Below are 26,740 nucleotides of genomic sequence, written 5' to 3'. Positions count from 1 at the left end.
TGCGTCGTCACGCCATCCGGCAGGTGACGTCGAGCATCCGGTTCGAGAAGCCCCATTCGTTGTCATACCAGCCGAAGACGCGCAGCATGCCGCCCGCAGTGAGCTTCGTCTCGGGACAGGCCATGACCACACTTTCAGGCCGGGCCCGCAGGTCCGTGCTGACCAGCGGCAGGTCAGTGGCACCGATCACGCCCCCCTCGGCACGGAAGGCGGCGTTCACAGCTTCGATCGTCGCCGGCCGCTCGGTGATCAGCGCCAGATCGACCGCCGAGACCGAGGCCGTGGGCACCCGCACCGCCTGCGCGATGACATGACCCGCCAGATGCGGCAGCACCGCGTCGACCAGGCGCCCGGCCGAGGTCGTGGTCGGCACCATCGACAGCGCCGCGGCCCGCGAGCGGGCGAAATCGCCTGCCGGCGCGTCGACGGTGGGCTGGCTGCCGGTATAGCAATGCACCGTGGTCATCGAGCCGGTGACCACGCCCCACTCCCGGTCGATCAGCCGCAGCAGCGGCGCGAGCGCATTGGTGGTGCAGCTGGCGTTCGAGACGATGCGCTGCGTGCCGAGCTTCTCCTCGTTCGCGCCCAGAACCACGGTCAGCTCTGCCGCCTTCGATGGCCCCGAGATCAGCACCCGCCGCGCGCCCGCGACAAGGCCGCGGCCGGCAATCTCGGCCGTGTCGGCGCGACCGGTGCATTCCATCACCACGTCGACGCCCGACAGGTCGAGCCGGCTGAGGTCGGGTTCGTGATGCAGCGGGATCGCCACGCCGTCGATGACCAGCGCCGTGCCGTCGAGCCGCGCCTCGCCCGGCCAGGGGCCGAAGACCGAGTCCCAGGCGAAGAGATAGGCGCTGATCTCGGCCTTGGCGATGTCGTTGATGCCGACGATCTCGAGCCCGGGCCAGCGCCCGCCGCCCTTCGCCCGCTCGCGCATCAGCGCCCGCAGCACCGAGCGCCCGATCCGACCAAACCCGTTGATGAAGACCTTCATATCCGCCCTCCGGTCCGTGTCAGGCCTGCTTACGCCCGCCGCAGGCAGACCGGAAGGGCTGCGATTGCGACGGTTACAATCGCGCGGTCAATTGCGCTTGATTCCGGTGTGGCCACGCCCCTTTCCGGCGACGCGGCGGCAGACACTCCCGGGCCGGGCGCCCACCGCGCCGTCGGGGAAACACCCTGCCGGGGATCAGTTCGCCCGCAACAGGCGCAGCGCGTCGAGGATCGCGGCATGGGTGTTGCGCGCGGCCACCGCATCGCCGATGCGGAACAGCTCGAACGCGCCCCCGGGGTTGCGCCGCAGCGCCTGCGGCCGCCCCTCGAGCAGCGCCGCAGTATCGACCTCGCCCAGATTGCGCGACAGCGGCTTCAGCGCGAAGTAAAGCTCGTCGAGCGGCAGGGTGCCGTGGTTCACCACCACCTGATCGACCAGCCGCTCAAGCTGCGCCGGACCGTAATCCGAGCCGAGCACAGCGCGCAGCCGGTTGCCCTCGCGCCGCACCGCCATCAGCCGCCAGGTGACGGTGAAGCGCGCGTCCGCCGCCTGCAGCGCGCGGACATAGGGGACGAGGTTCATCCCCATCACCTCGGGTGCAAAGCTGCGGTCGTGGGTGACGATTTCGACCCGCGCGCCGGCCTGCACCGCCGCCTGGGCCGCCATCAGCCCGGCGTGATCGCCCGCCGCATCGAAGACCATAACCTCGGCACCGGGCTTCACATCGCCCGCAAGGATGTCCCAGGCGGTGACGACCTCCGCCGCGCCCTCGGACAGCGCGCCGGTGCCCGGCAGCCCGCCGGTGGCGACGATGACAAGGTCGGGCGCCGTCGCGAGCACGTCCTCGACCTCGGCCCAGGTGTTGAACCGGAAGGTCACGCCGTGCCGCACGCATTGTGCATGCCGCCAGTCGACGATGGCCAGCATCTCGCGCCGCCGCTCCTGCCGGGCGGTGAGGCGGATCTGCCCGCCGGGCGCGTCGGCGGCTTCCAGAACGGTCACCGCATGGCCGCGCTCGGCCGCGACGCGGGCGGCCTCGAGCCCGCCGGGCCCGGCACCGATCACCGTGACCCGGCGCGGGCGCGGGGCGCGCGGGATCGCATGCGGCAACTCGCGCTCGCGCCCGCTCGAGGGGTTGTGCAGACACAGTGCCATGCCGCCCTGATAGATCCGGTCGAGGCAATAGTTCGCGCCGACGCAGGGGCGGATCTCCTCCTCCCGCCCCGCCACCAGCTTCGCCACCAGATGCGGGTCGGCGATATGGGCGCGGGTCATGCCGACCATATCGAGCTTGCCCGAGGCGATGGCATGGCGCGCTGTCGCCACGTCGGGGATGCGCGCGGCATGGAAGGTGGGCAGGCCCGAGGCGGCGCGGATCTCGCCCGCAAAGTCGAGATGCGGCGCCGAGGCCATGCCCTGCACCGGGATCACATCGGTCAGCCCCGGGTCGGTGTCGATATGGCCACGGATCACGTTCAGGAAATCGACCATGCCGCTGTCCGACAACCGCCGGGTGATCTCGAGCCCCTCGGCCCGGCCGATGCCGCCCGGCAGCCTCTCGTCCGCGACGAAGCGCAGCCCGACGATGAATTTTTCGCCCACCCGGCGGCGGATCGCCGAGAGCACCTCGAAGGAAAACCGCATCCGGTTCTCGAGCGAGCCGCCCCAGGGCGCGCCAAGCTCGTTCGTGAGCGGCGACCAGAACTGATCGAGCAGGTGGCCATAGGCCTCGAGCTCGATCCCGTCGAGCCCCGCCGCCTGCATCCGCTCGGCGGCATCGGCGTAATCGGCAATGATCCGGGCAATGTCCCAGTCCTCGGCCCGTTTCGGCGCGGCGCGGTGCGCGGGCTCGATCACGGCACCCGGGGCGACAGTCGGCAGCCAGTCGCCGCGGTCCCAGCGGGTGCGCCGGCCAAGATGGGTGAGCTGGATCATCACCGCGGCGCCGGCGTCGTGGCACTCCTCGGTCAGCGCCCGCATCCAGCCCACGACCTCGTCCTTCCAGGCGAGCACATTGCCGAAGGCGGGCGGGCTGTCGCGCGAAACCGAGGCCGAGCCCGCGGTCATCGTCAACGCCACCCCGGCCCGGGCGCGCTCGACATGATAGGCGCGGTAGCGCTCCTTCGGCATCCCGTCCTCGGTATAGGCCGGCTCGTGGCTGGTGATGAGAATGCGGTTGCGCAAAGTGAGGTGCTTGAGCTGGAACGGCTGCAGCAGCGGATCGGTCGACATCGGGGCCTCCGGATGGGGTGACAGGGGCAGGAGGACAGGTCTGTTCATATGTGTCAAGATTCGCGTTCACCAGTGAACGCATTCTTGTCGCGCGCGCCGCGATCGCCTAGGATGCGGGCATGACGGATGACAGCGAAAGCACAGCGCGCGGCTCGCGCGAGGGCTGGCTCGCGGCGGCCTATGCGGCGCTGATCGAGGGCGGCATTGACGCGGTGAAGATCCAGCCACTCGCGCGCGGGCTCGGCCTTGCGCGCACCAGCTTCTACTGGTTCTTCGACAGCCGCGAGGCGCTGCTGGCGGCGCTCGCCGAGCGGTGGGAGGCGACCACCACCCGGCCGCTGATCGCGGCAAGCCGCGACTATGCCGAGACCGAGACCGAGGCGATGCTGACCCTGATCGGTTGCTTCCTGCGCCCCGCGACCTTCGACGCGCGGCTCGAATTCGCGGTGCGGGGCTGGGCGCTGGCCGATCCGGCGATGATGGCGCGGCTGCGCGCCGCCGATGCCGAGCGGCTGGCGGCGCTTGGCGCGATGCTCGCCCGCTGGGGCCATGCGCCGCAAGATGCCGACGTCCGCGCCCGCACCATCTATCTGGTGCAGATCGGCTATATCTCGATGCAGGTCGCCGAAGACCTCGAGACCCGCCTCGCCCGCATCCCGAACTATGTCGAGATCTACACCGGCCGCCCGCCCGAGCAGCGCGAGATCGCCCGCTTTCGCGCCCGTTTCGGCACGCCCGCCTGAGGCCCCGTCCCTGCCGGGGCTGGAACGCGGCTCCCGACCGGGCTAGAAGGCGCGAAAGGAGAACGCGCATGAAGCTTTGGGTCGGGCTCGGCAATCCGGGCGAGAAATACGCCGGCAACCGGCACAACATCGGCTTCATGGCCGTCGACCGGATCGCCGCGGACCACGGCTTCGGCCCCTGGCGCAAGGGCTATCACGGCCAGGTCAGCGAGGGGCGCTTCGGCTCGACCCGGGTGATCTTGCTGAAACCCGAGACCTACATGAACGACTCGGGGCGCTCGGTGCGGGCGGCGGCGGATTTCTACAAGATCCCGCTCGAGGAGATCACCGTCTTCCACGACGAGCTCGACCTTGCCCCCGGCAAGTGCCGGCTCAAGCATGGCGGCGGGCATGCGGGCCACAACGGGCTGCGCTCGATCCATGCGCATCTGGGCGAGGCCTATGGCCGGGTGCGGCTTGGCATCGGCCATCCGGGCGACAAGGCGCGGGTGGCGAATTACGTGCTGGCCGACTTTGCCAAGGCGGAACAGACGTGGCTCGATGACCTGTTGCGCGGGATCTCGGACGGGGCGCCGGCGCTTGCCGCAGGCGACGAGAGCCGCTTCCTGAACGCGGTGTCGCTGCGCACCGCGCCGCCGCGCAGCTCGGCCGGCACGAAAGCCCCGAAGACCGAGGCCGCGGCCACCGCGAAACCCGCACCCGAAGCGGCGGCGGGGACGGCGGCGGCGGGGGAAGACCCCCGCACACCGCTGGAAAAGCTCGCTGATCGCTTCAAGCGCTGAGCCGGATCACCAGGTCCCGGTGTTGGGCATGCTGAGCCAGGGCTCAGCCGGCTTCTTCGCCTCGCCGATCTGCAGCAACTCGATCGAGATGTTGTCGGGCGAGCGCACGAAGGCCATGTGGCCGTCGCGCGGCGGACGGTTGATCGTCACCCCGGCTGCCTGCAGCTTTTCGCACATCGCATAGATGTCCTCGACGCCATAGGCGAGATGGCCGAAATGGCGGCTGTCGGACGGCAGGCCGCTGTCCCCGTCCCAGTTCCAGGTCAGCTCGACCGGGCACTCCTCCTGCCCCTCGGGGGCCATGAAGACGAGGGTGAAGCGACCGGCCTCGTTGTCGATCCGGCGCGTTTCCTTCAGGCCCAGAAGCTCGAAGAAGGCCATGCTCTTTTCAAGGTCGAGCACCCGGACCATGGTATGCAGATAACGGATTTTCATGTCTCACCTCCTGTCGTGCCGAAGCTAAGGCGCGGCGCCCGCCTGTCCAGTCAGAATGCCGAGCGCCAGCCAAGCGCCACCGAAACCTCGCTGCGGGTGAAGCGGCTGACGTTGCTCGTGACGCCAAGCGCCTGCAGCTTCAGCTCGGGGGTGAAGGCGGCATAGCCGATCTTCGGCGACCACAGGCCCAGCTCGGCCCAGGCCATGTCATCCTGCCGCCCGCCCGCCGGCCGCATCCCGGCGATCGAATAGTCGGGATAGACCGTCGTCGCGAGCCCGGCACCGAGGCTCAGATGCACCGGGCCGAGGGTCCAGCCCGACTCGTAGCTGACCGATCCCGACACCGCCCAGGACCGGGCCATCGCGCTCGAACTGTCAAGCTCGCTCGCCGAAACCCCGAAGCCGAGCGTGCCGCCGGCGAGCCCGCGGCTCATGCCGAAATTGAGCGCGCGCAGGAAATCGTCGCGCGACGAATCCACCCACTCGCGCCGCTCGAACGAGGCCCCGAAGCTCAGCATGGTGCTTCGTCCCAGGCTGCGCATCAGGTCGGCGCGCAGCTGACCGTAATCGTAATTCGGCCGTCCGCCCTGCCAGGACCGGCCGAACTCGATCTGGCCGCGGCCGGTCAGATCGGCCGAGAGGCGCCGGGCATGAACCAGCATCATGCCAAGCGCTGCCGAGGAGAATTCGGAATTGTGGATCTCGACCGGATCGGGCGCGGGTGTTCCCGGCAGATAGGGCGGCACCATCTGCGGCCGCCCGGCAAGCTCGACCGCGCGGGCATAGGCCACGGCGCCAAGGCGGGTCTCGCTCGCCGCATCGCGCGCAAGGCGATAGCTGACATCGGCATTCAGCGTGGCGGCGACCCCGCGCAGCGCCATCGCATCGCCGCTGAGCCAGCCCACCGCATCGTAGCCGTCGATCACATTGGTGCGCCCGTCAGCGCCGCCATTGACGTTGTCGGACGGCTTGATGCCGAAGCGCAGCCGGCCGTCCCAGGGATTGTCGGCGCGCAGGTGGCGGAAATCCTCGACCGCCACGGCGCGGTGTCTCGCGTCCGGCGCATACTGAATGGTGTGACGCGCCCAGTATTGCGCCGCAAACCAGCGCCGGTCGGCAAGCGCGACCTGCGCGGCCAGGCGTGCGGCCTCGTAATGCTGGCGCGCCGTTTCGGCACTGTCGAAGCTCGCCCGCGCGGCACGGCGCGCGGTCTCGGTATTGCCCGCCCGGAAGGTGATCTGGCCGACGATGAAATGCGCGAGCGGGTTCTTCGGATCGCGCAGCAACAGCACTTCGGCCAGCTGCAGCGCCTCGGCCGTGCGCCCCGCCGCGGCAAGCTGCGACGCCGCAACCTCGAGCTGCGGGATCGTCGCCTGATCGACCGGAACCCGGACCTGCGGGGCCTGCGCCGCGGCGCTCGCGGCGAGAACCGCGGCAAACAGCCCGGCCAGAAGGCCGGGCCGCAGGAGCGCACGCCGGACCATCGCGGTCAGCGCGGCGCGGTCTGCGAGCAGACACCACCCGGATCATTCGGGCCACCGCAGCGCGACAGCACGAAGACGCCATGTTCCTGCTCGTCGGTAACGTCTCGGATGACCTCGGTCAGGTGCACCAGCCCCGCCACCGAATTCGCTCCGCGCCCGCCGAAAGCGCCGCCATAGGCCCCGACCGGGTTCTTGTCGGGATCTTCCGCGCCGCCTTCGAAGGTGCCGTTCTCGGTGATATCGGTCGCTACGAGGATCACGTCGCTCAACGCCGTATTCGTGTCCACCACCATCCGGTTGTAGATCGAGCCGTTGACGCTGTTGTCGGCAAAGTTCGCGTTCAGGAAGATGTTGCCCGACACGCGCGCCGACTGCGCCGGCAGCAGCGACGGATCGGTGCCCGGCTCGGTCGGCAGAAGCACGCTCGTCGGATCCCCCTGCGAGATGCCACCGTTCAGCAACCCGGCATAGTTGCCGGCATAGGACACCTGACCGGCGCCCGGCCCGGTGCCGATCTCGGGCCGCTCGAAGGCGCCCTTGCGGGTATAGACACCGCCAGCGAAATACTTGTTGAACTGGCCACCGTCCGCCACCGTCGTGGCCGAGACTGAACCGTCGGGCGACTGCGCAGCGAGCGCGATGAACAGCCGGTCGAGCGCGTCTTCCTGCATCGAATAGGCCTGATAGCCGGCCACGTCGAGCGCGGCGGTGCGGCGATACTGCACGGTTGTCGGCGTCGAATCGAGAGACGCAATCTGCACGTTCAGGGTCTGGGCCGCGGGATCATAAGCGATGGCATTCACGTTCACCCGCAGAGCGGCGGGGATACCGGTGGCCGAAGTGATCGGCCCGTTGTCCGTGCTGCCGCCATCCGTTCCACCGTCCGCCGGTCCGACCACGGCCGCCCCACCACATGCCGAAATCATCAGAACTGCCGCAAGCGGCAAAACGAACCTGAACATTATGGAATCTTTCTATGAGCCTGCCTCGCCGGGCAGGGTGCCGAAGCGGCCCCGGAAAGTCAATTCAGGCACACGTTTTCGCGAGCTGTGGAGCCTCGTCGTGACCCGGCGACGACACCTGCGGTGACCGCCGCATCATGTCGCGGTTCCGCGCGCCCGCCCCGCCAGATATAGTCCGGGACGAATCTATCCCCGGAGGACCCCATGCCGCTCACCCCCGAACAGGAAGCCGAGATCGCCGCACAGCGCGCCACCGCCTCCCCCACCCTGCGCGCCACCGCCCCGGGGATGGAGGCGCATCTCTACACCGCGCATCCGGTGCTCGACCACGGCCTCGTGCGGGTGATCGACTACATGGGCGACGACGCGGCAATCTGTCAGGCGGCGCGCGTCAGCTACGGCCGCGGCACCAAGGCGGTCAGCGACGACCGCGGCCTGATCCGCTATCTGATGCGGCACTGGCACTCGACCCCCTTCGAGATGTGCGAGGTCAAGTTCCACGTCAAGCTGCCGGTCTTCGTCGCCCGGCAATGGATCCGCCACCGCACCGCCAACGTGAACGAATATTCGGCGCGCTATTCGATCCTCGACCGCGAGTTCTACATCCCCGCGCCCGAACAGCTCGCCGCGCAGTCCACCGTGAACAACCAGGGCCGCGGCCAGGTGCTGGAAGGGGCCGAGGCCGCGCGCGTGCTCGACCTGCTGCGCGAGGACGCGATGCGCAGCTATGACCATTACGAGGACATGCTGACGCCCGACGCCGGGGCCGGCAAGCTGGGCCTTGCGCGCGAACTTGCGCGGATGAACCTGCCGGCGAACATCTACACGCAGTGGTATTGGAAGATCGACCTGCACAACCTCTTCCACTTCCTGCGCCTGCGCGCCGATACCCATGCGCAATACGAGATCCGGGTCTATGCCGAGACCATGTGCGCGATCGTCAAGGACTGGGTGCCGAGCGCCTACGAGGCCTTCGAGGATTACCGTCTGGGCGGGGTGAGCCTGTCGGGCAAGGCGGTCGAGGTGCTGAAACGCCGGCTGGCCGGGGAAGCGGTGACGCAGGAGACGTCCGGCATGAGCAAGGGCGAGTGGCGGGAATTTGTGGGGGTGTGGGGGTAAAATGAAAGTATTTATCAGCTGGAGCGGCACTCGCAGCAGAGCAGTCGCAACAGCACTAAAAGACTGGCTTCCAATCATCTTAGAAGGGATTGAGCCATGGGTTTCTGACAAAGATATTTCTGCAGGTGAACGTTGGGCCCAGTCCGTAGCAGGGGAGCTCGAAGCCGCTAACTTTGGGATAATTTGCATCACACCCGAAAATCTGAATGCGGACTGGATCTTATTTGAGTCGGGAGCACTTTCAAAATCAATGCAAGATGCGCGAGTTATCCCGCTCCTGTTCGACCTTGATTTCAGCGATATCTCCGGACCTCTAGCTCAGTTTCAAGCAAAAAACTTGAAAAGGACTCGATGAGGGAGGTGGTAATATCAATCAATAAGCACTCTGATAATCCGACTTCAGACGAGGTGCTCAGCAAGCGTTTCGACCCCTTGTGGGCAACATTCGAAGACGACCTAAAGAAAGTCCCAGCAAAGGAAACATCTGAAAAAAGCAAAAGGACGCAGTCCCAAGTTCTGGAAGAGCTCGTGGCAACCGTGCGCTCTTTGGAGAACAAGTTTCGCGAGATTTCCTTATCTCAACAAGATGGCTCTCTCAACTCAGCGAGACGGCCTCGACAGAATCCGAAAATGATGTTTAGGATAATGGAGCTGGGACACAGCGAAGCGAGCTCATCAATATTCCTCCCCATGCTCGCGGGATTTTTCAGAGATGACGCCCCGTGGATATCTGAGGTTCTCCTAGATATAAACAGAGATCTGGAGGAAAATAGCAAAGCCCGAAAAATTTCCGCACATAGGAAGTTGCGCGATCTTTTGGAAATAATGCAGAGGGATTCCCCTATCATTAGAGACCTTCCCGAATCAAAAGACCTCTATTTTTTATTCAGAGAAGCGTCCCACATGATTGAAAACAGGATAATGCATGAGGGGCCACCCTCCGGAAGAAGTCTGGATCTCAAAACACCAAGGAACACTTAACCATCAGCCCCCGTTTAACCATGGACGGAATGGGTAGCTGTATATCCCCTTAAATATGAAGCCAATTGAGTCAGCCCCCATGCCCGACCGCTTCCACGCCCCGCAATCCCGTGACCTGCCGATTGCCCTGCGCGAACTCCGCGCGGGGCGGAAGCTCACGCACTGGATCTGGTGGATCTTCCCACAGCTCGCCGCCCTCGGCCGCTCGTCGCGGGCCATCGAGTATGGGCTGCGCGATCTCGACGAGGCGCGCGCCTATCTGGCCGATCCCACCCTGCGCGCGAACCTGATCGCGGCGGCCGAGGCGGTGCTCACCCACCCGGGCACGCCGATCGAGGACATCATGGGCCCCGTCGACGCGCTGAAGCTGCGCTCCTGCGCCACGCTCTTCGAGGCGGCCGCGGAGGGGCGCGAGCCGGTCTTCGCGCGCCTCCTCGATACCTTCTATGCCGGTGCGCGCTGCCCGCTCACCCGCGCCGCACTCACAGCCGCGCCGCCCAGTCCCTGAGCACCGCGACCGCCTCGGGCTCGTCGAGGAAGGGGATATGGGCGCGGCCCGGCACCTCGGCAAAGATCATGTCGGGGCGGCGGCGGCGCATCTCGGCCGCGGCCCCCGCACCCAGCAGGTCGGAATTCGCGCCGCGGATCAGCGCAAGCGGCAGCCCCTCGCAGGCGTCGAACAGTGGCCAGGCCTCGGGCACGCTGCCATCGGCCGGGAAGGCCGAGACGAAGGCATCGCGCAGCGCCGGGTCATAGTTGATCGTCACCCCCTCGGGCGTCTCGAGGTAATGGCGCTCGACCTCCTCGCGCCAGCGGCTTGCCGGCACGCCCTCGAACCCGGCCATCACCGAAGGCAGTTTCGCCGCCAGCTCGCCGAAGGTCTGCGCCACCGGGTTGCGGCCGATATAGGCGAAGATCTTCATCAGCCCGTCCTTTTCCAGCGCCGGGCCGACGTCGTTCAGGCACAGCCCGGTGACGCGCGGCTTCGCGACGGCGGCCAGATACATGCCGATCAGCCCGCCCCGCGAGGTGCCGAGGATCGCCGCCGAGGCCAGCCCGAGATGGTCGAGCAGTGCCAGCGCATCCGCCCCCTCGCGCGGCACGGTGTAGGTTTCGGCGCCCGTCCAGGCGCTGTCGCCGCGGCCGCGGTAATCCATCCGGATCACCCGGCAGCCCGCCAGCGCCGGCATCGCATAGTCGAAATCGCGTCCGGTGCGCGTGAGCCCCGCCAGAGCCAGCACCGCCGCCCCCTCGCCCTCGTCGCGATAGGCGATCCGCGCCCCGTCATCGGCGGTAAAGAACTGAACTTCGGTCATGTTTTCCCTCTTGGCACCGGCCCCTGCCCCGCTACCTTAGCGAGAAAGAGGGAGAAGACCATGCCCGAGACGCTGGAAAAGATGCAGGCGCGCCTCGCGGAGCTCGAGGCGCAGATCGAGGCGGAATGGGAAAGCCGGCGCGAACGGCTGAATTATCACCTCGACCGCGGGCGGGTGGTCTTCGGCGAGGGCGTGCGCGAGGCGCATCGCCATGCGCGCGTCAACCTGTGGCTGTTCCTGCGCCGCACCCGGCCGCTGGTCGTGCTGACCGCACCGCTGATCTATGCGGTGGTGATCCCCTTCGCGCTGCTCGACCTGTTCGTGACGATCTATCAGACGATCTGCTTTCCGGTCTACGGCATCCAGAAGGTGCGCCGGCGCGACCATGTGGTGATCGACCGCCACCACCTTGCCTATCTGAACGGGCTCCAGAAGCTGAACTGCATGTATTGCAGCTATGGCAACGGCGTCATCGCCTATGTCCGCGAGGTGGCGGCGCGGACCGAGAAATACTGGTGCCCGATCAAGCATGCGCGGCGGATGAAGGGCGCGCATGGCTATTACGGCGAGTTCTGCGATTTCGGCGATGCCGAGGCGTTCCAGAAGGAAACGCCCCGGCTGCGGCGCGAACTGCGCGCGGCCGAGCCGCCCGCGAAGGACTGACCCGCAACGAAAAGGGCCCCCGAAGGGGCCCTCGCATCGTGCGCCTTCCGGCTCAGAGGTTGTCGGGCTGCGGCATGCCGAGCACGTGATAGCCGCAATCGACCATCACGATATCGCCGGTCGAGCACGCGCCATAGTCCGAGCACAGCCAGACCGCGGTGCCGCCCACGGCCTCGAGCGTCGCGTTCTGCCGCAGCGGGCTGTTCGCCTCGGTGTGGCGGAAAGTCTTGCGCGCACCGCCAATCGCGGCTCCGGCGAGGGTCTTCATCGGCCCGGGCGAGATCGCGTTGACCCGGATCCCCTGCGGGCCGAGGTCGTTCGCCAGATAGCGCATCGAGGATTCAAGCGCCGCCTTCGCCACGCCCATCACGTTGTAGAACGGCGTCACCCGGTTCGAGCCGCCATAGGTCAGCGTCACCAGCGAGCCGCCCTCGGGCATCAGCTCGGCGGCGCGGCGCGCCACGTCGATGAAGCTGAACACCGAGATGCACATCGAGTTCTTGAAGTTCTCGCGGCTGGTGTTGATGAACCGCCCGGTCAGCTCGTGCTTGTCGGAATAGGCGATGGCATGGACCAGAAAATCGATCGTGCCCCATTCCTCCTTGATCCGGGCAAAGGCGGCATCAAGGCTCGCGTCGTCGTTCACGTCGACATCGACGAGCAACGACGAGCCGACGGAAGCCGCCAGAGGCTCCACCCGCTTGCCGAATGCCTCGCCCTGATAGGAGAAGGCAAGTTCCGCCCCTTCCGCCGCCAGCGCCGACGCGATGCCCCAGGCGATCGAGCGGTCGTTCGCGACCCCCATCACCAGGCCGCGCTTGCCCTTCATCAACTCCGCCATGTCCTGCCTGTCCCGTTCAGTCCCGATATTTGCTCATCACCAGAGTCGCATTGGTGCCACCGAAGCCGAAGCTGTTCGACAGCACCGAGTCGAACTCCACGTTCTCGCGAAGAGAGGTGGCAATCTCCTCGGGCCGGATCGCCGGGTCAAGCTGGGTGATGTTGGCCGAGGCGGTGATGAAGCCGCCCTGCATCATCAGGAGGCAATAGATCGCCTCATGCACGCCGGTCGCGCCCAAGCTGTGGCCGGTGAGCGACTTGGTCGAAGAGACCGGCGGCACCGAGCCCTCGCCGAAGACGCGGCGCACGGCGTCCATCTCGGTGACGTCGCCCGCGGAGGTCGAGGTGCCATGCGCGTTGATGTAGCTGATCTTGCGGCCTTCGGGCAGGGTGCCGAGGGCAAGCCGCATCGAGCGCTCGCCGCCCTCGCCCGAGGGCGCAACCATGTCGTAGCCGTCCGAGGTGGCGCCATAGCCGGTGAGCTCGGCATAGATCTTCGCGCCGCGCGCCTTCGCATGCTCGAGCTCCTCGAGCACCACGATGCCGCCGCCGCCCGCAATGACGAAGCCGTCGCGCGTCACGTCAAACGGCCGGCTCGCGGTCTCGGGCGTGTCGTTGTATTTCGAGCTCATGGCCCCCATCGCGTCGAACAGGCAGCTGAGCGTCCAGTGCAACTCCTCGCCGCCGCCGGCGAAGACGATGTCCTGCTTGCCCATCTGGATCAGCTCGGCGCCGTTGCCGATGCAATGCGCCGAGGTCGAGCAGGCCGAGGTGATCGAATAGTTCACACCCTTGATCTTGTAGGGCGTGGCGAGGCAGGCCGAGGCGGTCGAGGACATGCAGCGCGTCACCATGAACGGCCCCATGCGCTTCGGCGCGCCCTTGGTGATGACGATCTGATGCGCCTCGAAGAAGTTCGAGGTCGAGGGTCCGCCCGAGCCGACGATCAACCCGGTGCGCGGGTTCGACACGTCGCTCTCTTCAAGCCCGGCGTCGGCGATCGCCTGCTCCATCGACAGGAAGGCATAGGCGGCGCCCGGCCCCATGAAGCGCAGGTTGCGCTTGTCGATATGGTCCTCGAGCGTGATCTTCGGCTCGCCCTTGACCTGGCTGCGGAAGCCGTGCTCGGCGTAATCGGGCGCGAAGACGATGCCCGAGCGGCCGGCCTTCAGGCTGGCGGTGACTTCATCGGCGGAATTGCCGATCGGCGAGACGATGCCCAGACCGGTGATGACGACGCGGCGCATGGTGGCCTCCTCAGTGTTCGGGGGTCAGCTCTCAGAGAGCGCGACCTTCATGTCCTTGACGATGTAGATCACTTCGCCATCGGCCTCGACGATACCGTCGGCGACGCCCATGGTCAGCCGGCGGGTCTGCAGCGCCTTGGTGAAATCGACCTTGTAGGTCAGCATCTTGCGATCGGGGCGCACCATGCCGGTGAGCTTCACCTCACCGACGCCAAGCGCATAGCCCCGCCCCTGCCAGCCGCGCCAGCCGAGGTTGAAGCCGGTCAGCTGCCACAACCCGTCAAGGCCGAGACAGCCGGGCATGATCGGGTTGCCCGGGAAATGGCAGTCGAAGAACCACAGATCCGGAGTGATGTCGAATTCGGCGACGACATGGCCCTTGCCATGCAACCCGCCATCGGCCGAGATCTCGGTGATGCGGTCCATCATCAGCATCGGCGGCGCCGGCAGCTGGGCATTGCCCGGCCCGAACAGCTCGCCGCGCGCGCATTTCAGCAGATCCTCTTTCCCGAAGCTCGTCGGAAAGCCAGCCATCGACACGTGTCCCCCCAGTGGTTTGTCCCTCCCCTCTATCACCCGCGCAGGCCCACGTGCAAGGGCCGGCCCTGCCGCAGGTGCCCCCCCCGGTGCAGGCCGCAAGCCCCCACCCGGCACCGATTGCCCATTGAAAGCCTCGGCTTTCGTGCAATATAGATTGGCTCTGGAGACATGACCGTGACATCGATGCTTGCACATGAGCGAGGTCAGCGCTGGCTGACCGAGGGCGGGCTGCGCCCGACGCGGCAGCGGCTTTCGCTGGCGTCGCTGCTGGTGGGTGACGGCCTGAACCGCCATGTCACCGCCGAAAGCCTCTATGCCGCGGTGCTCGAGGCGGGCGAAAAGGTATCGCTCGCCACTGTCTACAACACGCTGCGCGCCTTCTGCGATGCCGGGATCATGCACGAGATCACCGTCGACGGCACCCGCAGCTATTTCGACACCCGGATCGACGATCACCCGCATTTCTTCTGGGAAGACGACAACCGCCTGTCGGATGCCTCGCCCGAGGAACTGGAAATCGCGCGCCTGCCCGAGCCGCCCGCCGGCACCGAGATCAGCCGCGTCGACGTGGTGATCCGGCTGCGCCGCAAGGGCTGACGCGGCTCAATTCGCAGGTACCCAGGCGTAATGCACGACCGGATGGCCGCGCTCCGGATGTCGCCCTTCCTGCGTCAGCACCAGCCCGGCACGTTCGTAGAACGCGCGCGCCGGGGCATTCTGCGCCCAAGTGTACAGCGTGAACCCCGCGGGCATGCGCTGCTTTGCCAGATCGAGGAGCCGCCGGCCAAGGCCCTGCCCGATCCGGTCGGGCCGCACGAAGATCTCCTCGAGCACCCGCCGCTCCGGTGCCAGCGCCAGAAAGGCGACGATCTCGCCCGCCTCCTCGGCCACCGTTACCTCGGGCCAGAGCGTGCCGAGCGCGCCCGCGACCCGTGCAAGCAGGAACTCGGGCGAAGGCAGGTTCGGCGCCCCGCCGTGGCCCGCACTTGCGTGCCAGATCTGCGCGATGGCAGCGCGGTCGGCCGCATGGGCCGGGCGCAGAAGGATCTGTTCCATGAAAGCCTCAGGAAAACGCGAAAGGCGCCCCGAGGGGCGCCTTTCAAACCGGGTCGGGACGAAGGATCACTCCTTGGCGCGCTCGACATAGGAGTTGTCGGTGGTGTTGATGATGATCTTGGTGCCGACGCCGATATGCGGGGGCACCATCACGCGGATGCCGCCGGTGCAGGTCGCGGGCTTGTAGGAGGACGAGGCGGTCTGGCCCTTGACCACCGGCTCGGTGTCCTCGACCTCGACGGTGACCTTCTGCGGCAGCTCGATCGACAGCGCCACGCCCTCGTGGGTCAGCATCCACACCCGGATGCCGTCGCGCAGGTGGACCTTGGCGTCGCCCACGACATCCTCGCTCACCGCGATCTGGTCGTAGGTTTCGGGGTTCATGAAGTGATAGCCTTCGCCGTCCTCGTAGAGGAAGTCATACTCGGCCTCGTCGACATGCGCCTTCTCGACGCTGTCCACGGTGCGCCAGCGCTCCGACACCTTCACCCCGTCCGAGATGCGGCGCATTTCGACCTGGGTCACCGAGTTGCCCTTGCCCGGGTGAACGTTTTCGGCGGTGAGAACGATATAGAGAACACCGTCCATATCGAGGACGTTGCCCTTGCGGATCGAGGAGGCGATGACTTTGGCCATGATTGCGGTCCCTGGTTGTAGAAGGCAGGCTCTGGCGCCCGGATGGCTGAGCGCCTAAACCATCCGCAACGGAATTTCCAGTCGAAAGCCACAGAACATGTCCGAGACCCCGTGGTGGAACGCCGAACGGCATGCCGACCGCCGCCCGATCCTGCTCGCGCGCAACCGGACCCGGCGCGCGATCGGTGACTGGCTCGAGGCGCGCGACTTCATCGAGGTCGATCCCTCGGCCCTGCAGATCAGCCCCGGCAACGAGGCGCATCTGCACGCCTTCACCACCACCGCGATCGGCAATGACGGGCTGCCGCATCCGATGTATCTGCACACCTCGCCGGAATTCGCGATGAAGAAGCTGCTCGCGGCGGGCGAGCGGCGAATCTTCGCCTTCGCCCATGTCTGGCGCAACCGCGAGCGGGGCAGCCGCCACAGCCCCGAGTTCACCATGCTCGAATGGTATCGGGTGGGCGAGGATTACACCGTGCTGATGGCCGATTGCGCGGCGATGCTGCGGCTGGCCGCCGAGGCGGCGGGGGTGCGGGTGTTCCGCTATCGCGGCATCGACTGCGATCCCTTCGCCGAGCCCGAGCGGCTGAGCGTGGCCGAGGCCTTTGCCCGCCACGCCGGCATCGACCTGCTGGCCACCTGCCGCGGCGCCGAGACCGACGCCGAAGCCCTGCGCGCGCAGTGCCGGGCCGTGGGGATCGGCGTCGGCGACGACGATACCTGGTCGCTGATGCTGTCGAAGGTGCTGGTCGAGAAGGTCGAACCGCATCTCGGCCATGGCCGCGCCACGATCCTCGACCGCTATCCGGCGGCCGAGGCGGCACTTGCCCGCCCCGCCCCCGATGACGACCGCGTTGCCGAGCGGCTCGAGCTCTATGCCTGCGGGGTCGAGCTGGCGAATGGCTTCGGCGAACTCACCGATGCCGCCGAACAGCGCCACCGCTTCGAGCTGGAGATGGAGGAGAAGGCCCGGATCTATGGCGAGCGTTACCCGATCGACGAGGATTTCCTCGCCGCCCTCGCCCAGATGCCCGCGGCAAGCGGCATCGCGCTCGGCTTCGACCGGCTGGTGATGCTGGCCACCTCGGCGCCGCGGATCGAGGATGTGCTCTGGACCCCGGTCGCCGATCCGGCTCAGAACGGCGACAGCACCCGATAAAGCCGCAGCACCTCGAGCGGCACCAGCTCGAGCGTGCGCGCATGCGTCGCCTCGAGCACGACGGGCGGCGCAAAGCCCGCGTCATGCGCCTCGAGGAAGCGCTCCGCGCACAGGCACCAGCGGTCGCCGGGTTTCAGCCCGGTGAAGCCCAACTCGATCCGCGGCGAGACGAGGTCGTTGCCGACATAGCTCGACCAGGCGAGGAACTCGGGCGTCATCACCGCGCAGACGGTATGCGCCCCGGCATCCTCCCAGCAGGTGTTGCAATGCCCGTCGCGGAAGAAGCCGGTGCGCGGCGCCCCCGAGCACAGCTCGAGCGGCCCGCCCAGCACGTTGACCGAAGGTTCCATCTCCATCGTCGCTCCCCCTCAGGGAGCAGCCTGCGCGAGGGCGCGGAACATCGCAAGGTTTTCCTCGTTGACGCCCTCGGCATCGAAACCGCGATCGGCGCTGTTCACCGCGATCACCACGCCCGCCGCGGGGTTCACGTAGATGTACTGGCCATAGATCCCGCGCGCCATGTAGTCGCCGCCGTGATCGGCGTTGTCGACCGGCACCCACCACTGGAAACCATAGCCCGCCCCGTCCGCCGCCTGATGCGCGGTCGAGGCCGCGACCCAGTCCGCCGGCACGATCTGGCGCCCGTTCCAGAAGCCCTTTTGCAGGAACATCTGGCCGATGCGCGCATAATCGCGGGTGCGCAGATTCAGACCGCCCAGAACGAAGCCCGTGCCCTCGCCGTCGGTCAGCATCACCGGGCTCGCCTCGAGCCCCATCGGCGCGATGATCCGCTCCTGCATCAGTTCGACCGGATCGCGCCCGGTGGCGCCATGGATCACCATGCCCAACACATGCGTGTCGATCGAGACATAATGCATGTGGCTGCCGGGCCGGGTCGCGCGCGTCTTCAGCGAGGCCGCGAAGGCATCCATCGAGCCGCCAAGCGCCAGCACCCGGCCCATGCGGTTGATGTCGGAACCGAAGTCCATGTAATCCTCGTTGAAGGCGACACCCGAGGACATGGTCAGCACGTCGCGGATCGTCGTGCCGTCATAGGCCGAGCCCTTCAGGGCCGGCACATATTGCGTCACCTGCGCATCGAGATCGGGGATCCTGCCCTCGGCCACCACCGTGCCGAAGAGCGCCGACAGCACCGATTTCGCCATCGACCAGCTGATCCGTAGATCCTCGGCCCCGGTGCCGAGGAAATAGTCCTCCTGCACGATCTCCCCCGCGCGCAGCATCACGATCGAGGTGACGGCGCGGCGGGTGATCCAGTCGCGCTCGACCGGGCCGATCGGTTCGGCCACGCCCGCGGGCAGCGGCGAGACCGGCCCGGTGCCGCGATCGAGCACGCGCGAGCGGAACAGCCGGTCCATGTGCGAGAAGTTCTGCACGATCCGCTGTTCCGAAAACAGCCCGTTCACCGCAATCAGCCGGGTGATTTCCTCGCGCTTCCAGATGCCCACGGCGATGGCAATCACCACCACCGCAAGCAGCACCCGCGCCCCGATCCGCATCATCCGCCGCATCCGTTCCTCCCTGCCGCGCCGGCCGCCCTCCCGCAGCCCGGAGGCAGGGAAGCACGGCGCGCCGGGGCCCGGCAAGCCCGCCCCGGCGTCAGTCACGCGTCAGTAGATGTAGCGGATCTGCTCGCTCCAGGTGTGCTCCATCCGGCGCAGGGTGCGGTTCATCTCCTCGATCCGGGCGAGGTCGAGCGCGCCGCGCGCCTCCATGCCGCGCGCCTGGCGGCAGAAGAGTTCGGCCACCGCATCGCGCATGCGCCGCCCCTTCGAGGTCAGTCGCACCCGCACCGAGCGCCGGTCGACCTCGCTGCGCTGGTGGTGCATGTAACCGGCCTCGACCAGCTTCTTCAGGTTGTAGCTGACATTCGAGCCCTGATAGTAGCCGCGCGATTTCAGTTCGCCCGCAGTCACCTCGTTCTCGCCGATGTTGAACAGCAACAGCGCCTGCACCGGGTTGATGTCGAGCACCGCGGTCCGCTCGAACTCATCCTTGATCACGTCGAGCAGCAGCCGGTGCAGCCGCTCGATGAGCGACAGGCTGTCGAGATAGCCCGCAAGCAGCACCGGCGGGGGGCAGTCCCGCTCCGCCTCGTCGCGCACCGTCGTCATGGGGGTTTGAAAGGTCATCTGTCTCTCCCGCCGCTCGTTCCCGGATCGAGACTCGCGAAGAAAAGACAAATTTCCGTTAAACCCGCCCCGCCCGTCGGCTCAGGCGCGCACGTTCAGATGCCGCGAGCGGGCGAAATGGGCGATGGTCGCCAGCAGCTCGGCATAGACCTCCGGGCAGGGCAGCGCCCCCGACACCCACAGATAGAGGTCCTGGTCGTTTTCCTCGAGCAGCGCGTCGTACAGCGTCAGCGTCGCCTCGTCGAGCGCGGCAAGCGTCTCGTCCGCCCAGGGGCCGAGGATCAGGTCCATCTCCTTGGTGCCGCGCCGCCAGCTGCGCATCCGCATCCGCTTCAGCCGCGCTTCGCTCGTCTCGACGATCATAGCCGCCCCCCTGTCATGAACCCGTCACGGGCTGTGCCACCTTGCCGGGGCAGGCGTCAACCCCTGCCCTGCCTGCGTCTCTTGATCGCACGCGGGGGCAGGCGTAAAGGATGCACCCGGCAGATTCAAACCGGAGCTCTCCCATGGCCTTCCTTTCCGACACGCTTGCGCGCGTGAAACCCTCGCCGACGATCGCGGTGACGAACAAGGCCCGCGAGCTGAAGGAGGCCGGGCGCGACGTGATCGGCCTCGGCGCGGGCGAGCCCGATTTCGACACGCCCGAGAACATCAAGCGCGCCGCGATCGCCGCGATCGAGAGCGGCAAGACGAAATACACCGCCGTCGACGGCATCCCGGAACTGAAGAAGGCGATCTGCGCCAAGTTCGAACGCGAGAACGGGCTGAGCTACAAGCCCTCGCAGATCACCGTCGGCACCGGCGGCAAGCAGGTGCTCTACAATGCGCTCGTCGCGACGCTGAACCCCGGCGACGAGGTGGTGATCCCCGCCCCCTACTGGGTGAGCTACCCGGACATGGTGCTGCTCGCCGGCGGCACCCCGGTCTTCGTCGAGGGACGGATGCAGACCGGCTACAAGATCACCGGCGCGCAGCTGGAAGCGGCGATCACGCCGAAGACGAAATGGGTGATCTTCAACTCGCCCTCGAACCCCTCGGGCGCCGCCTATTCGCGCGAGGAGCTGAAGGAGCTGACCGACGTGCTGATGCGTCACCCGCATGTCTGGGTGATGTCGGATGACATGTATGAACACCTGACCTTCGGCGATTTCGAATTCGTCACCCCGGCGCAGGTCGAACCCGGCCTCTATGACCGCACGCTGACCTGCAACGGCGTCTCCAAGGCCTATGCGATGACCGGCTGGCGCATCGGCTACGCGGGCGGCCCGGAAGCGCTGATCAAGGCCATGGGCAAGGTGCAGTCGCAGTCGACCTCGAACCCGTGCTCGGTGTCGCAATATGCCGCGGTCGAGGCGCTGAACGGCCCGCAGGATTACGTCATCGAAAGCCGCAAGGCCTTCGAGCGCCGCCGCGATCTGGTGGTCGCCGCGCTGAACACCTGCCCCGGCATCACCTGCCCGACGCCCGAGGGCGCGTTCTACGTCTACCCCTCGGTCGAGGGCTGCATCGGCAAGACCTCGAAGGGTGGCGTGACCATCGAGAACGACGAGGCCTTCGCCGCGGCGCTGCTCGAGGAGGCCGGCGTCGCCGTCGTCTTCGGCGCGGCCTTCGGCCTTTCGCCGAACTTCCGCATCAGCTACGCTACCTCGGACGCGGCGCTGACCGAGGCCTGCGCGCGGATCAAGGCCTTCTGCGAAGGGCTGAAGTAACAGGGGGCGAGATGGCGGGCGATCTGCCGGACTACTATTTCCGCATCCGCGAGAACGGCGCGGCGGTGTTCAAGGTCGATACCGAGAACCGCCAGCGCCGGATCGAGATGGATCAGATCGCCGTCGTCAACATCCGCAACGGCGAGATCAAGCCGCAGGGCGACCGGCGGCTTGCCCCCGAGGACCTGGCCGAGATCGAGGCCTGGATGGCAAGGCGCGTGGCCCTTCTGGCCGCGCGCGACATCGACGACATCCTGCGCGCGGTCGATTACCTCAACCTGACCACGCATTGGGTGCAGGCCAAGGCGAGCGAGGCGCAGCTCGACGAGGTGAGCGACAGCCTGCTGCTGGCGATGCACGATCTGCGCACGGTTCTGGTGCGCAAGAAGGCAGAGCGGCTGATGAAGGGCGTGTCCCCCGAGGGCGACGCCGACTGAACCGGCGCGAAGGGGGCGCTGCCCCCTCGCCGCGTGCCGCGGCTCACCGCCGGGATGTTTTCAGCGATTGGAAGCGGGAAGGCCCCGTTTCGCGACGGCCCGGGGCTTTCTCCTTGCCCGAAATACCTCGGGGGTGAGCGGCGCAAGCCGCGAGGGGGCAGCGCCCCCCTTACGCCGCATGCAGCCAGGGGCCGCGCCAGAACCGCAAGGTCAGGATCGTCGCCGCGCAGACGAGCCCGCAGGCAAGGCCGAGCCAGAGCCCCACCCCGCCAAGACCGAGCACGAAGGCGAGGACATAGCCCGCCGGAATGCCGATCAGCCAGTAGCAGGCGCCGGCCACCCACATCGGCACACGCGTGTCCTGCACCCCGCGCAAGAGCCCCATCGCCATCACCTGGGTCGAATCGAAAAGCTGGAACAGCGCCGCCACCGCGAGAAGGCGGGTGGCAAAGCCGAGAATCGCCAGCGCCTCGGGTTTCGAGCCATCGAGGAAGGGGCCGATCAGCAGCTGCGGCGCGCCGAGGAACAGGCCGACCGACAGCAGCGCGAAGAGGAAGGACAGCAGCTGCGCCACCGCCGCGCCCACCCGCAGCCGTGCGAAATCGCGTGCGCCCCTCGCCCGCCCGACCTGCACCGTTGCCGCGTTCGACAGCCCCATGTGCACCATGAACACGATCGAGGCGAGCTCGAGCGCGATGCCATGTGCGGCGAGCTGCTCGGTGCCGATCCAGCCCATCATCACCGCCGAGGCTTGAAACATCCCGGTCTCGAAGAGCGCGGTGAGCCCGATCGGCATGCCGACGCGGAAGACGGCACGGAAGGCCTCCCAGTCGGGGCGCCAAAACCGCTGGAACAGGTGGAAGCGGCGCAGGTCCGGCAGCCAGGCGGCATAGATCATCAGCAATACCGCGGTGACGATCTGCACCACCACCGAGGCCAGCGCCGCGCCGCGCAGCCCCATCTCGGGCGCGCCCCAATGACCGAAGATCAGCGCCCAGTTCAGCGCGGCGTTCAGTCCGACCCCGACGAGGGTGACCCACATCACCATCTGCGTGCGCAGCTGTGCGCTGAGATAGGCGCGCAGCACCGCGATGATCAGCGCCGGCACCATGCCCCACATCGCGACGCGCAGATAGTCCTGCGCCAAGGCCGCGGTCCCCGGCGCCTGGCCGAGAAGCCGCAGCAGCGGCCCCGAGAAGGCCAGCACCGGCATCACCGCGAGCCCGAAGAGGATCGACAGCCACAGCGCCATGCGCGCGTCGCGTCGCACCTGGGTCTCGTCGCCCGCGCCCAAAGCGGCGGCAATCTGCCCCATCACGGCATAGGAGAACCCCGAGCCGAGGATGAAGAGGATGAAGAACAGCCCCGAGGCCAGAACCGCCGCGGCCAGCTCGGCCACGCCATAGCGGCCGAGCATCATTGTGTCGGTGACATGCAGCGCCATCTGCGCGAGGTTCGAGCCGACAAGCGGCAACCCGAGCGCCAGAAGCGCACGGACATGGGCCGCGACGGAAAGCCGCGCCGGTGGGGTCTGGGCCTGCGGTGAGAACATGGGCGGACGCTAGCCGAGCCGGCCGGGCACGGCAAGCCGCAAGCTCAGTCCCGGCGCCGGCCGGTGATCATCGGGGTGACGAGGTCCTCGCGCTTCCACAGCCGGTAGAAGACGATGGCGCCGACATGCAGTGCGACGAGCGCCGCCACCAGCCAGGCAAGACGGTGGTGCCAGGAGAGCGCAAGGCGGTTCCAGTCGGTCGAGACCCAGCCTGCCAGCGGCCCGGTGTTGATGTAATCCTCGGGGTCGAGGAACAACCCGGTCAGCACCTGCGCGCTCAGCGCCAGAAGCAGCGCAACGACCGACCAGCCGCCGAGCGGATTGTGCCCCGTGACATGCACAGCGCGGCGCGCGGGCAAGGTGCGGGCATAGGCGAGAACCGCCCCCGGCCCTTTCACGAAGGAGGCAAAGCGGGCATTGCGCGGCCCGACGCAACCCCAGATCAGACGGAAGATCAGCAGTCCGATCACCGTGTAGCCCAGCCAGAAATGCCAGGTCATCTGCAGCGGCCCGAAATGGCCGAGCAGCCAGGCGCCGATCACGGCGACCGCAAGCAGCCAGTGGAACAGCCGCAGCGCCGGGTCCCAGATCTGCCGGCCGGTCTCGGGGGTGTCGCTCATCATCCGCTCCGTCGCAAAAGATGACCCGGGCGCCGCCGCCCGGGCCGATTTCAGATCTGCGCTCCGGTCACTCCGGCAGGCGATACTCGTCGTGGCAGGCCTTGCAGGTGCCACCGAACTTGCCGAAGGCCGCGGCAAAGGCGCCCGCATCCTCGCCACCGGCCGCTGCGACCAGTGCCGCACCGGCGTCCTTGAAGGCGGTTTCCTTGGCCAGGAAATCGTCGAAATTCGACCAGATCGCGGGCTTCGCGCGGTTGTCGTCCGAAATCTCGGCAACCGAGCTGCCCTCGGGGAAGAACTCCTTGAAATCGCTCGTCAGAAGCGGGGCAAGCGCCTCCGCCTCGGTCTTCGCCGCGGCCGGGTCATAGGCCTTGGCGAGTTCGCCCATCTTCTTCATCTCATAGCCGAGTTTCTTGAAATAGGTCTGGCGCGCGCCGACGGCTTCCATCGGGCTGGCCACCGCGAGGGTGACGGCCCCGAGGACCATGGCGGCAGGAAGGGTCACGGTAAAGAGCTTGCGCATTCAACGACTCCTGTTGTTGGGCTGGCACCCGATCATACGCCGCCGCGCGGCATTTCCGACGCGACATATCGCACCTCTCAAAAGTGCCACGCTGCGGCGCGGCAGGTCCAGCCTGCAGGAGGCGGATTTCACGAGAATTTCAACCAAGGCGGGAGCAGCGGCGGGAAGCCGCCGCCCCCTGCCCCGTCCCCCCGGTCAGGGCTTGGCCGGCGTGGCCCGCCGCGTTGCCGGATGCAGCGCGGCGCCAAGGATATGGTCGGCCTGATGGATCACATGGCTCGCGTGGCCCACAAGCAGCGGGTCGGGCGGTGTGGCGACCGCGGGATCCTTGTCGGGATAGTCGAGCGTCGACAGGAAATGCTTCATGCAGTTCAGCCGCGCCCGCTTCTTGTCGTTCGACTTCACGATCACCCAGGGGCTGTCGGCGGTGTCGGTGTAGAAGAACATCGCCTCCTTCGCCTCGGTGTAATCGTCCCACTTGTCGAGCGAGGCGAGGTCGATCGGGCTCAGCTTCCAGCGCTTGAGCGGATCGCTCGCGCGTTCGGTGAAGCGGCGGCGCTGCTCCTCGCGGGTGACCGAGAACCAGTACTTGTAAAGCCGGATCCCAGAGCGCACGAGCATCCGCTCGAATTCCGGGGCCTGGCGCATGAACTCGAGGTATTCGGTCGGCGAGCAAAAGCCCATGACCCGTTCGACGCCCGCGCGGTTGTACCAGCTGCGGTCATAGAAGACCATCTCGCCAGAGGTCGGCAACCAGTTGACATAGCGCTGGAAATACCATTGCCCGCGCTCCTCGTCCGAGGGCTTGTTCAGCGCCACGACCCGCGCGAACCGCGGATTGAGATGCTCGTTGAAGCGCTTGATCGTGCCGCCTTTGCCAGCCGCGTCGCGCCCCTCGAAGAGGATGACGAATTTCTGCCCGGTCTCCTGCGCCCAGAGCTGCACCTTCAGTAGCTCGGCCTGCAGCAGCGCCTTCTCCTTCTCGTAGGCAGGGCGCCCCATCCGGCGCGGATAGGGGTATTTCCCGCTCTCGAAAGCCAGCCGGATCGCATTCGGGTCGAGTTTCGGAAAGCTCTGCGGCCCCTTCAGCGCATCCTCGCCCGGCTCAGTCTCGGCGGGCTCGGCCCCGGCGGGCGCCGCGACGGTCTCTCCCGCCCCCGGCATCCGCTCTGCCGTCAGTGCAGGCTCCGGCTGCGGTTCTGCTGCCGGCACCGTTCCGCCGATGCTCTGGTCTTCCATGCGCGTCCCTCCGTCTGATCCGGCGCAATCTTGCCGCAGGGCAGCGAAACTGTCCTTGACCCGTGTCAAGAAACCGTCACGAAACCGCAGGGCAGACGCGACGACGGGTCATCTTGTCTTTTCCCGCGCCCGGGATGACCCTTGCCGGGTATCGCCTGCCACGCGCGAGGAGCCAGCCGGCAGGCCAGGCGTAAGGAGGAGAAGATGGCAGACCGCAATTATTGCACCGCGGGCCGGGATTCCCAGGGCCGCTGGCACATCGCCTGCCGCGAACCCGCGATGGGGTCCGTCGGCATCTTGCAGAACATGCGCTACACGCAGGAGATGTCCTCGCCCCACGACCAGCATTTCGACAAATGCGTCGCCCATATCCGGCGCATGGGCGGCACGCGCTGGACCACGAACGTGCTGCCCTGAGCCCTTCCGTTCCCCGTCCGCTTCGGGCAGGATGCCTCTCCGGAACAGGCAGGGACAGGGAGAACCGCCATGATCACGCTCTATGGCGTCTATCGCTCGCGCGCGTCGCGCAACATCTGGGCGCTCGAGGAGCTCGGCCTGCCCTGGCAGCTGAAGACGGTGATCCAGGCCTACCGGCTCGAGGCGAAGGGGATCGACCCGAAGGCCCCGGGCGCGCCCTTCAACACCCGCTCGCCCGATTTCCTGCGCCTCTCGCCCGCCGGCGCGATTCCGGTGATGGAAGACGCAGGGCTGATCCTGACCGAGTCGCTCGCGATCAACCTTTACCTCGCGAAGAAGGCCGGCGGCCCGCTGGGCCCGCGCGACGCCCGCGAAGAGGCGCTGATGACGCAATGGGCGCTTTACGGCGCCACCTCGATCGAGGAGCCGGCCCTCGCGATCCAGTTCGCCCTTGCCGCCGGCAAGCCCGACGGTGCCGAGGGCGCGATCGCCGGCGCCGTCGACCGGCTGAACCGGCCGCTTGCCGTGCTCGAAACCCATCTCGGCGCGCACAGCCACATGGTCGGCGGCCGCTTCACCGTTGCCGACATCAACATGGCCGAAATCCTGCGCTACGCCCAGGGCCATGCGCCGCTGATGGCGCGCTTCCCGCGCGTCGCGGGCTGGCTCAGGCTCTGTCAGGACCGCCCTGCCTTCCGCAAGATGTGGGCTGCACGCGAGGCGGAGCCCGCGTAGGCGCACGCAGACCCGCCCTGCCTGCAACGGCAGCCGGAACGACCCGGCTGCCTTTTTCTTGGCCGAAATACTCCGGGGGGGCGGCCGCGGGCCGCGGGGGGGGGCGCCCCCCCCCGGGGCCCCCCCCCCCCCACCCGGCGCTACCACACACCCACCCCCCCCA

At 67.3% G+C, this 26,740-nt stretch carries 33 protein-coding genes; 14 read left to right on the top strand and 19 right to left on the bottom strand.

Annotation, left to right across the window (positions count from 1 at the left end; genetic code table 11):
* Positions 1 to 7 precede the first annotated feature (7 nt).
* Positions 8 to 994: a type I glyceraldehyde-3-phosphate dehydrogenase gene (locus tag EOW65_RS10890; protein ID WP_128149333.1), complete on the bottom strand. Its 987-nt coding sequence runs from the start codon at positions 992 to 994 to the stop codon at positions 8 to 10.
* Between the two features lie 195 nt (positions 995 to 1,189).
* Positions 1,190 to 3,226 carry an NADH:flavin oxidoreductase gene (locus tag EOW65_RS10885; protein ID WP_128149331.1) on the bottom strand — a complete coding sequence of 679 codons (2,037 nt, stop codon included), beginning with the start codon at positions 3,224 to 3,226 and terminating at the stop codon, positions 1,190 to 1,192.
* A 119-nt stretch (positions 3,227 to 3,345) separates the two neighbouring features.
* Here EOW65_RS10885 and EOW65_RS10880 point away from each other — a divergent pair, with 119 nt between their 5' ends.
* Positions 3,346 to 3,969, top strand: coding sequence for a TetR/AcrR family transcriptional regulator (locus tag EOW65_RS10880; protein WP_128149330.1), 624 nt, complete (start codon positions 3,346 to 3,348; stop codon positions 3,967 to 3,969).
* Positions 3,970 to 4,037: 68 nt separating this feature from the next.
* Positions 4,038 to 4,751 (top strand): aminoacyl-tRNA hydrolase, encoded by a 714-nt coding sequence (gene pth, locus EOW65_RS10875; RefSeq protein ID WP_128149328.1) that lies wholly within the window; start codon positions 4,038 to 4,040, stop codon positions 4,749 to 4,751.
* Positions 4,752 to 4,757: 6 nt separating this feature from the next.
* Here pth and EOW65_RS10870 read toward each other — a convergent pair whose 3' ends face one another.
* Genes EOW65_RS10870 through EOW65_RS10860 form a run of 3 tightly spaced genes read right to left on the bottom strand, consistent with a single transcriptional unit; the run spans position 4,758 to position 7,431 of the window.
* Entirely contained in the window at positions 4,758 to 5,186 is a 429-nt protein-coding gene (locus tag EOW65_RS10870) for a VOC family protein (protein WP_128149326.1), read from the bottom strand.
* Positions 5,187 to 5,236: 50 nt separating this feature from the next.
* Positions 5,237 to 6,670: a hypothetical protein gene (locus tag EOW65_RS10865; RefSeq protein WP_128149324.1), complete on the bottom strand. Its 1,434-nt coding sequence runs from the start codon at positions 6,668 to 6,670 to the stop codon at positions 5,237 to 5,239.
* Positions 6,671 to 6,675: 5 nt separating this feature from the next.
* Complete coding sequence (locus EOW65_RS10860; protein ID WP_164880068.1) at positions 6,676 to 7,431, bottom strand: HupA family protein; 756 nt, start codon at positions 7,429 to 7,431, stop codon at positions 6,676 to 6,678.
* A 31-nt stretch (positions 7,432 to 7,462) separates the two neighbouring features.
* On the opposite strand from EOW65_RS10860, the gene EOW65_RS19965 reads away from it, so the two are divergent.
* From EOW65_RS19965 to EOW65_RS10840, 5 genes are all read left to right on the top strand, one after another.
* A complete protein-coding gene (locus EOW65_RS19965; protein ID WP_164880067.1) occupies positions 7,463 to 7,759 on the top strand; it encodes a hypothetical protein in 297 nt (98 codons plus the stop codon).
* 77 nt (positions 7,760 to 7,836) lie between these two features.
* Positions 7,837 to 8,751 carry an FAD-dependent thymidylate synthase gene (gene thyX / locus EOW65_RS10855; protein ID WP_128149320.1) on the top strand — a complete coding sequence of 305 codons (915 nt, stop codon included), beginning with the start codon at positions 7,837 to 7,839 and terminating at the stop codon, positions 8,749 to 8,751.
* Between the two features lies 1 nt (position 8,752).
* Positions 8,753 to 9,106: a toll/interleukin-1 receptor domain-containing protein gene (locus tag EOW65_RS10850; protein WP_128149318.1), complete on the top strand. Its 354-nt coding sequence runs from the start codon at positions 8,753 to 8,755 to the stop codon at positions 9,104 to 9,106.
* Positions 9,103 to 9,732, top strand: a complete 630-nt coding sequence (locus tag EOW65_RS10845) for a hypothetical protein (RefSeq protein ID WP_128149316.1) — start codon at positions 9,103 to 9,105, stop codon at positions 9,730 to 9,732. Before EOW65_RS10850 ends, EOW65_RS10845 begins: the two co-directional genes overlap by 4 nt.
* Positions 9,733 to 9,811: 79 nt before the next feature.
* A complete protein-coding gene (locus EOW65_RS10840) occupies positions 9,812 to 10,240 on the top strand; it encodes a DUF1810 domain-containing protein (protein ID WP_128149314.1) in 429 nt (142 codons plus the stop codon).
* On the opposite strand, the gene EOW65_RS10835 is transcribed toward EOW65_RS10840, so the two are convergent.
* Complete coding sequence (locus EOW65_RS10835; RefSeq protein ID WP_128149312.1) at positions 10,215 to 11,048, bottom strand: alpha/beta fold hydrolase; 834 nt, start codon at positions 11,046 to 11,048, stop codon at positions 10,215 to 10,217. The genes EOW65_RS10840 and EOW65_RS10835 overlap by 26 nt on opposite strands.
* Before the next feature lie 60 nt (positions 11,049 to 11,108).
* On the opposite strand from EOW65_RS10835, the gene EOW65_RS10830 reads away from it, so the two are divergent.
* Positions 11,109 to 11,711, top strand: coding sequence for a hypothetical protein (locus EOW65_RS10830; RefSeq protein WP_128149310.1), 603 nt, complete (start codon positions 11,109 to 11,111; stop codon positions 11,709 to 11,711).
* Between the two features lie 52 nt (positions 11,712 to 11,763).
* On the opposite strand, the gene EOW65_RS10825 is transcribed toward EOW65_RS10830, so the two are convergent.
* Genes EOW65_RS10825 through fabA form a run of 3 tightly spaced genes read right to left on the bottom strand, consistent with a single transcriptional unit; the run spans position 11,764 to position 14,332 of the window.
* Positions 11,764 to 12,552: an enoyl-ACP reductase FabI gene (locus EOW65_RS10825; protein ID WP_128149308.1), complete on the bottom strand. Its 789-nt coding sequence runs from the start codon at positions 12,550 to 12,552 to the stop codon at positions 11,764 to 11,766.
* 16 nt (positions 12,553 to 12,568) lie between these two features.
* Positions 12,569 to 13,798 carry a beta-ketoacyl-ACP synthase I gene (fabB, locus tag EOW65_RS10820; protein WP_128149307.1) on the bottom strand — a complete coding sequence of 410 codons (1,230 nt, stop codon included), beginning with the start codon at positions 13,796 to 13,798 and terminating at the stop codon, positions 12,569 to 12,571.
* A gap of 24 nt (positions 13,799 to 13,822) precedes the next feature.
* Positions 13,823 to 14,332: a bifunctional 3-hydroxydecanoyl-ACP dehydratase/trans-2-decenoyl-ACP isomerase gene (fabA, locus tag EOW65_RS10815; RefSeq protein ID WP_128149306.1), complete on the bottom strand. Its 510-nt coding sequence runs from the start codon at positions 14,330 to 14,332 to the stop codon at positions 13,823 to 13,825.
* 174 nt (positions 14,333 to 14,506) lie between these two features.
* On the opposite strand from fabA, the gene irrA reads away from it, so the two are divergent.
* Positions 14,507 to 14,935 (top strand): iron response transcriptional regulator IrrA, encoded by a 429-nt coding sequence (gene irrA / locus EOW65_RS10810; protein ID WP_128149305.1) that lies wholly within the window; start codon positions 14,507 to 14,509, stop codon positions 14,933 to 14,935.
* 6 nt (positions 14,936 to 14,941) lie between these two features.
* Here irrA and EOW65_RS10805 read toward each other — a convergent pair whose 3' ends face one another.
* A complete protein-coding gene (locus EOW65_RS10805; protein ID WP_128149304.1) occupies positions 14,942 to 15,394 on the bottom strand; it encodes a GNAT family N-acetyltransferase in 453 nt (150 codons plus the stop codon).
* A 66-nt stretch (positions 15,395 to 15,460) separates the two neighbouring features.
* On the bottom strand, positions 15,461 to 16,030 hold the full coding sequence (gene efp / locus EOW65_RS10800) for an elongation factor P (protein ID WP_128149303.1): 570 nt from the start codon (positions 16,028 to 16,030) through the stop codon (positions 15,461 to 15,463).
* Positions 16,031 to 16,127: 97 nt separating this feature from the next.
* On the opposite strand from efp, the gene epmA reads away from it, so the two are divergent.
* Entirely contained in the window at positions 16,128 to 17,192 is a 1,065-nt protein-coding gene (gene epmA, locus EOW65_RS10795) for an EF-P lysine aminoacylase EpmA (RefSeq protein WP_128149302.1), read from the top strand.
* Here epmA and EOW65_RS10790 read toward each other — a convergent pair.
* The 4 genes from EOW65_RS10790 to EOW65_RS10775 form a co-directional block, all read right to left on the bottom strand.
* The gene (locus EOW65_RS10790) at positions 17,168 to 17,548 is read right to left on the bottom strand and encodes a DUF2237 family protein (protein ID WP_128149301.1); all 381 of its coding nucleotides are present in this window, start codon (positions 17,546 to 17,548) and stop codon (positions 17,168 to 17,170) included. The genes epmA and EOW65_RS10790 overlap by 25 nt on opposite strands.
* Before the next feature lie 12 nt (positions 17,549 to 17,560).
* Entirely contained in the window at positions 17,561 to 18,724 is a 1,164-nt protein-coding gene (locus tag EOW65_RS10785) for a serine hydrolase domain-containing protein (RefSeq protein ID WP_128149300.1), read from the bottom strand.
* A 99-nt stretch (positions 18,725 to 18,823) separates the two neighbouring features.
* Positions 18,824 to 19,327, bottom strand: coding sequence for a MarR family winged helix-turn-helix transcriptional regulator (locus EOW65_RS10780; protein WP_240664643.1), 504 nt, complete (start codon positions 19,325 to 19,327; stop codon positions 18,824 to 18,826).
* A 99-nt stretch (positions 19,328 to 19,426) separates the two neighbouring features.
* Positions 19,427 to 19,705, bottom strand: coding sequence for an FAD assembly factor SdhE (locus EOW65_RS10775; RefSeq protein WP_113899100.1), 279 nt, complete (start codon positions 19,703 to 19,705; stop codon positions 19,427 to 19,429).
* Between the two features lie 146 nt (positions 19,706 to 19,851).
* On the opposite strand from EOW65_RS10775, the gene EOW65_RS10770 reads away from it, so the two are divergent.
* A complete protein-coding gene (locus tag EOW65_RS10770; RefSeq protein ID WP_128149298.1) occupies positions 19,852 to 21,054 on the top strand; it encodes a pyridoxal phosphate-dependent aminotransferase in 1,203 nt (400 codons plus the stop codon).
* Between the two features lie 11 nt (positions 21,055 to 21,065).
* On the top strand, positions 21,066 to 21,491 hold the full coding sequence (locus EOW65_RS10765) for a hypothetical protein (protein ID WP_128149297.1): 426 nt from the start codon (positions 21,066 to 21,068) through the stop codon (positions 21,489 to 21,491).
* 169 nt (positions 21,492 to 21,660) lie between these two features.
* Here EOW65_RS10765 and EOW65_RS10760 read toward each other — a convergent pair whose 3' ends face one another.
* From EOW65_RS10760 to ppk2, 4 genes are all read right to left on the bottom strand, one after another.
* Positions 21,661 to 23,043, bottom strand: coding sequence for an MATE family efflux transporter (locus EOW65_RS10760; RefSeq protein WP_128149296.1), 1,383 nt, complete (start codon positions 23,041 to 23,043; stop codon positions 21,661 to 21,663).
* Between the two features lie 44 nt (positions 23,044 to 23,087).
* Positions 23,088 to 23,663: a cytochrome b/b6 domain-containing protein gene (locus EOW65_RS10755; RefSeq protein WP_128149295.1), complete on the bottom strand. Its 576-nt coding sequence runs from the start codon at positions 23,661 to 23,663 to the stop codon at positions 23,088 to 23,090.
* Between the two features lie 67 nt (positions 23,664 to 23,730).
* Complete coding sequence (locus tag EOW65_RS10750) at positions 23,731 to 24,186, bottom strand: c-type cytochrome (RefSeq protein WP_128149294.1); 456 nt, start codon at positions 24,184 to 24,186, stop codon at positions 23,731 to 23,733.
* Positions 24,187 to 24,381: 195 nt separating this feature from the next.
* Positions 24,382 to 25,350: a polyphosphate kinase 2 gene (gene ppk2 / locus EOW65_RS10745; RefSeq protein ID WP_128149506.1), complete on the bottom strand. Its 969-nt coding sequence runs from the start codon at positions 25,348 to 25,350 to the stop codon at positions 24,382 to 24,384.
* Positions 25,351 to 25,629: 279 nt separating this feature from the next.
* Between ppk2 and EOW65_RS10740 the strand changes: the two genes are divergently transcribed.
* Positions 25,630 to 25,842, top strand: a complete 213-nt coding sequence (locus EOW65_RS10740) for a hypothetical protein (RefSeq protein ID WP_128149293.1) — start codon at positions 25,630 to 25,632, stop codon at positions 25,840 to 25,842.
* Between the two features lie 69 nt (positions 25,843 to 25,911).
* A complete protein-coding gene (locus EOW65_RS10735) occupies positions 25,912 to 26,577 on the top strand; it encodes a glutathione S-transferase family protein (protein ID WP_128149292.1) in 666 nt (221 codons plus the stop codon).
* Positions 26,578 to 26,740: the final 163 nt, after the last annotated feature.

Origin of the sequence: Paenirhodobacter ferrireducens (assembly GCF_004022265.1) — a bacterium.
GTDB classification, from domain to species: Bacteria; Pseudomonadota; Alphaproteobacteria; order Rhodobacterales; family Rhodobacteraceae; genus Rhodobacter; species Rhodobacter ferrireducens.
The sequence above is the reverse complement of the archived record's forward strand: the minus strand, read 5'-3'. Positions and strand labels throughout refer to the sequence as shown.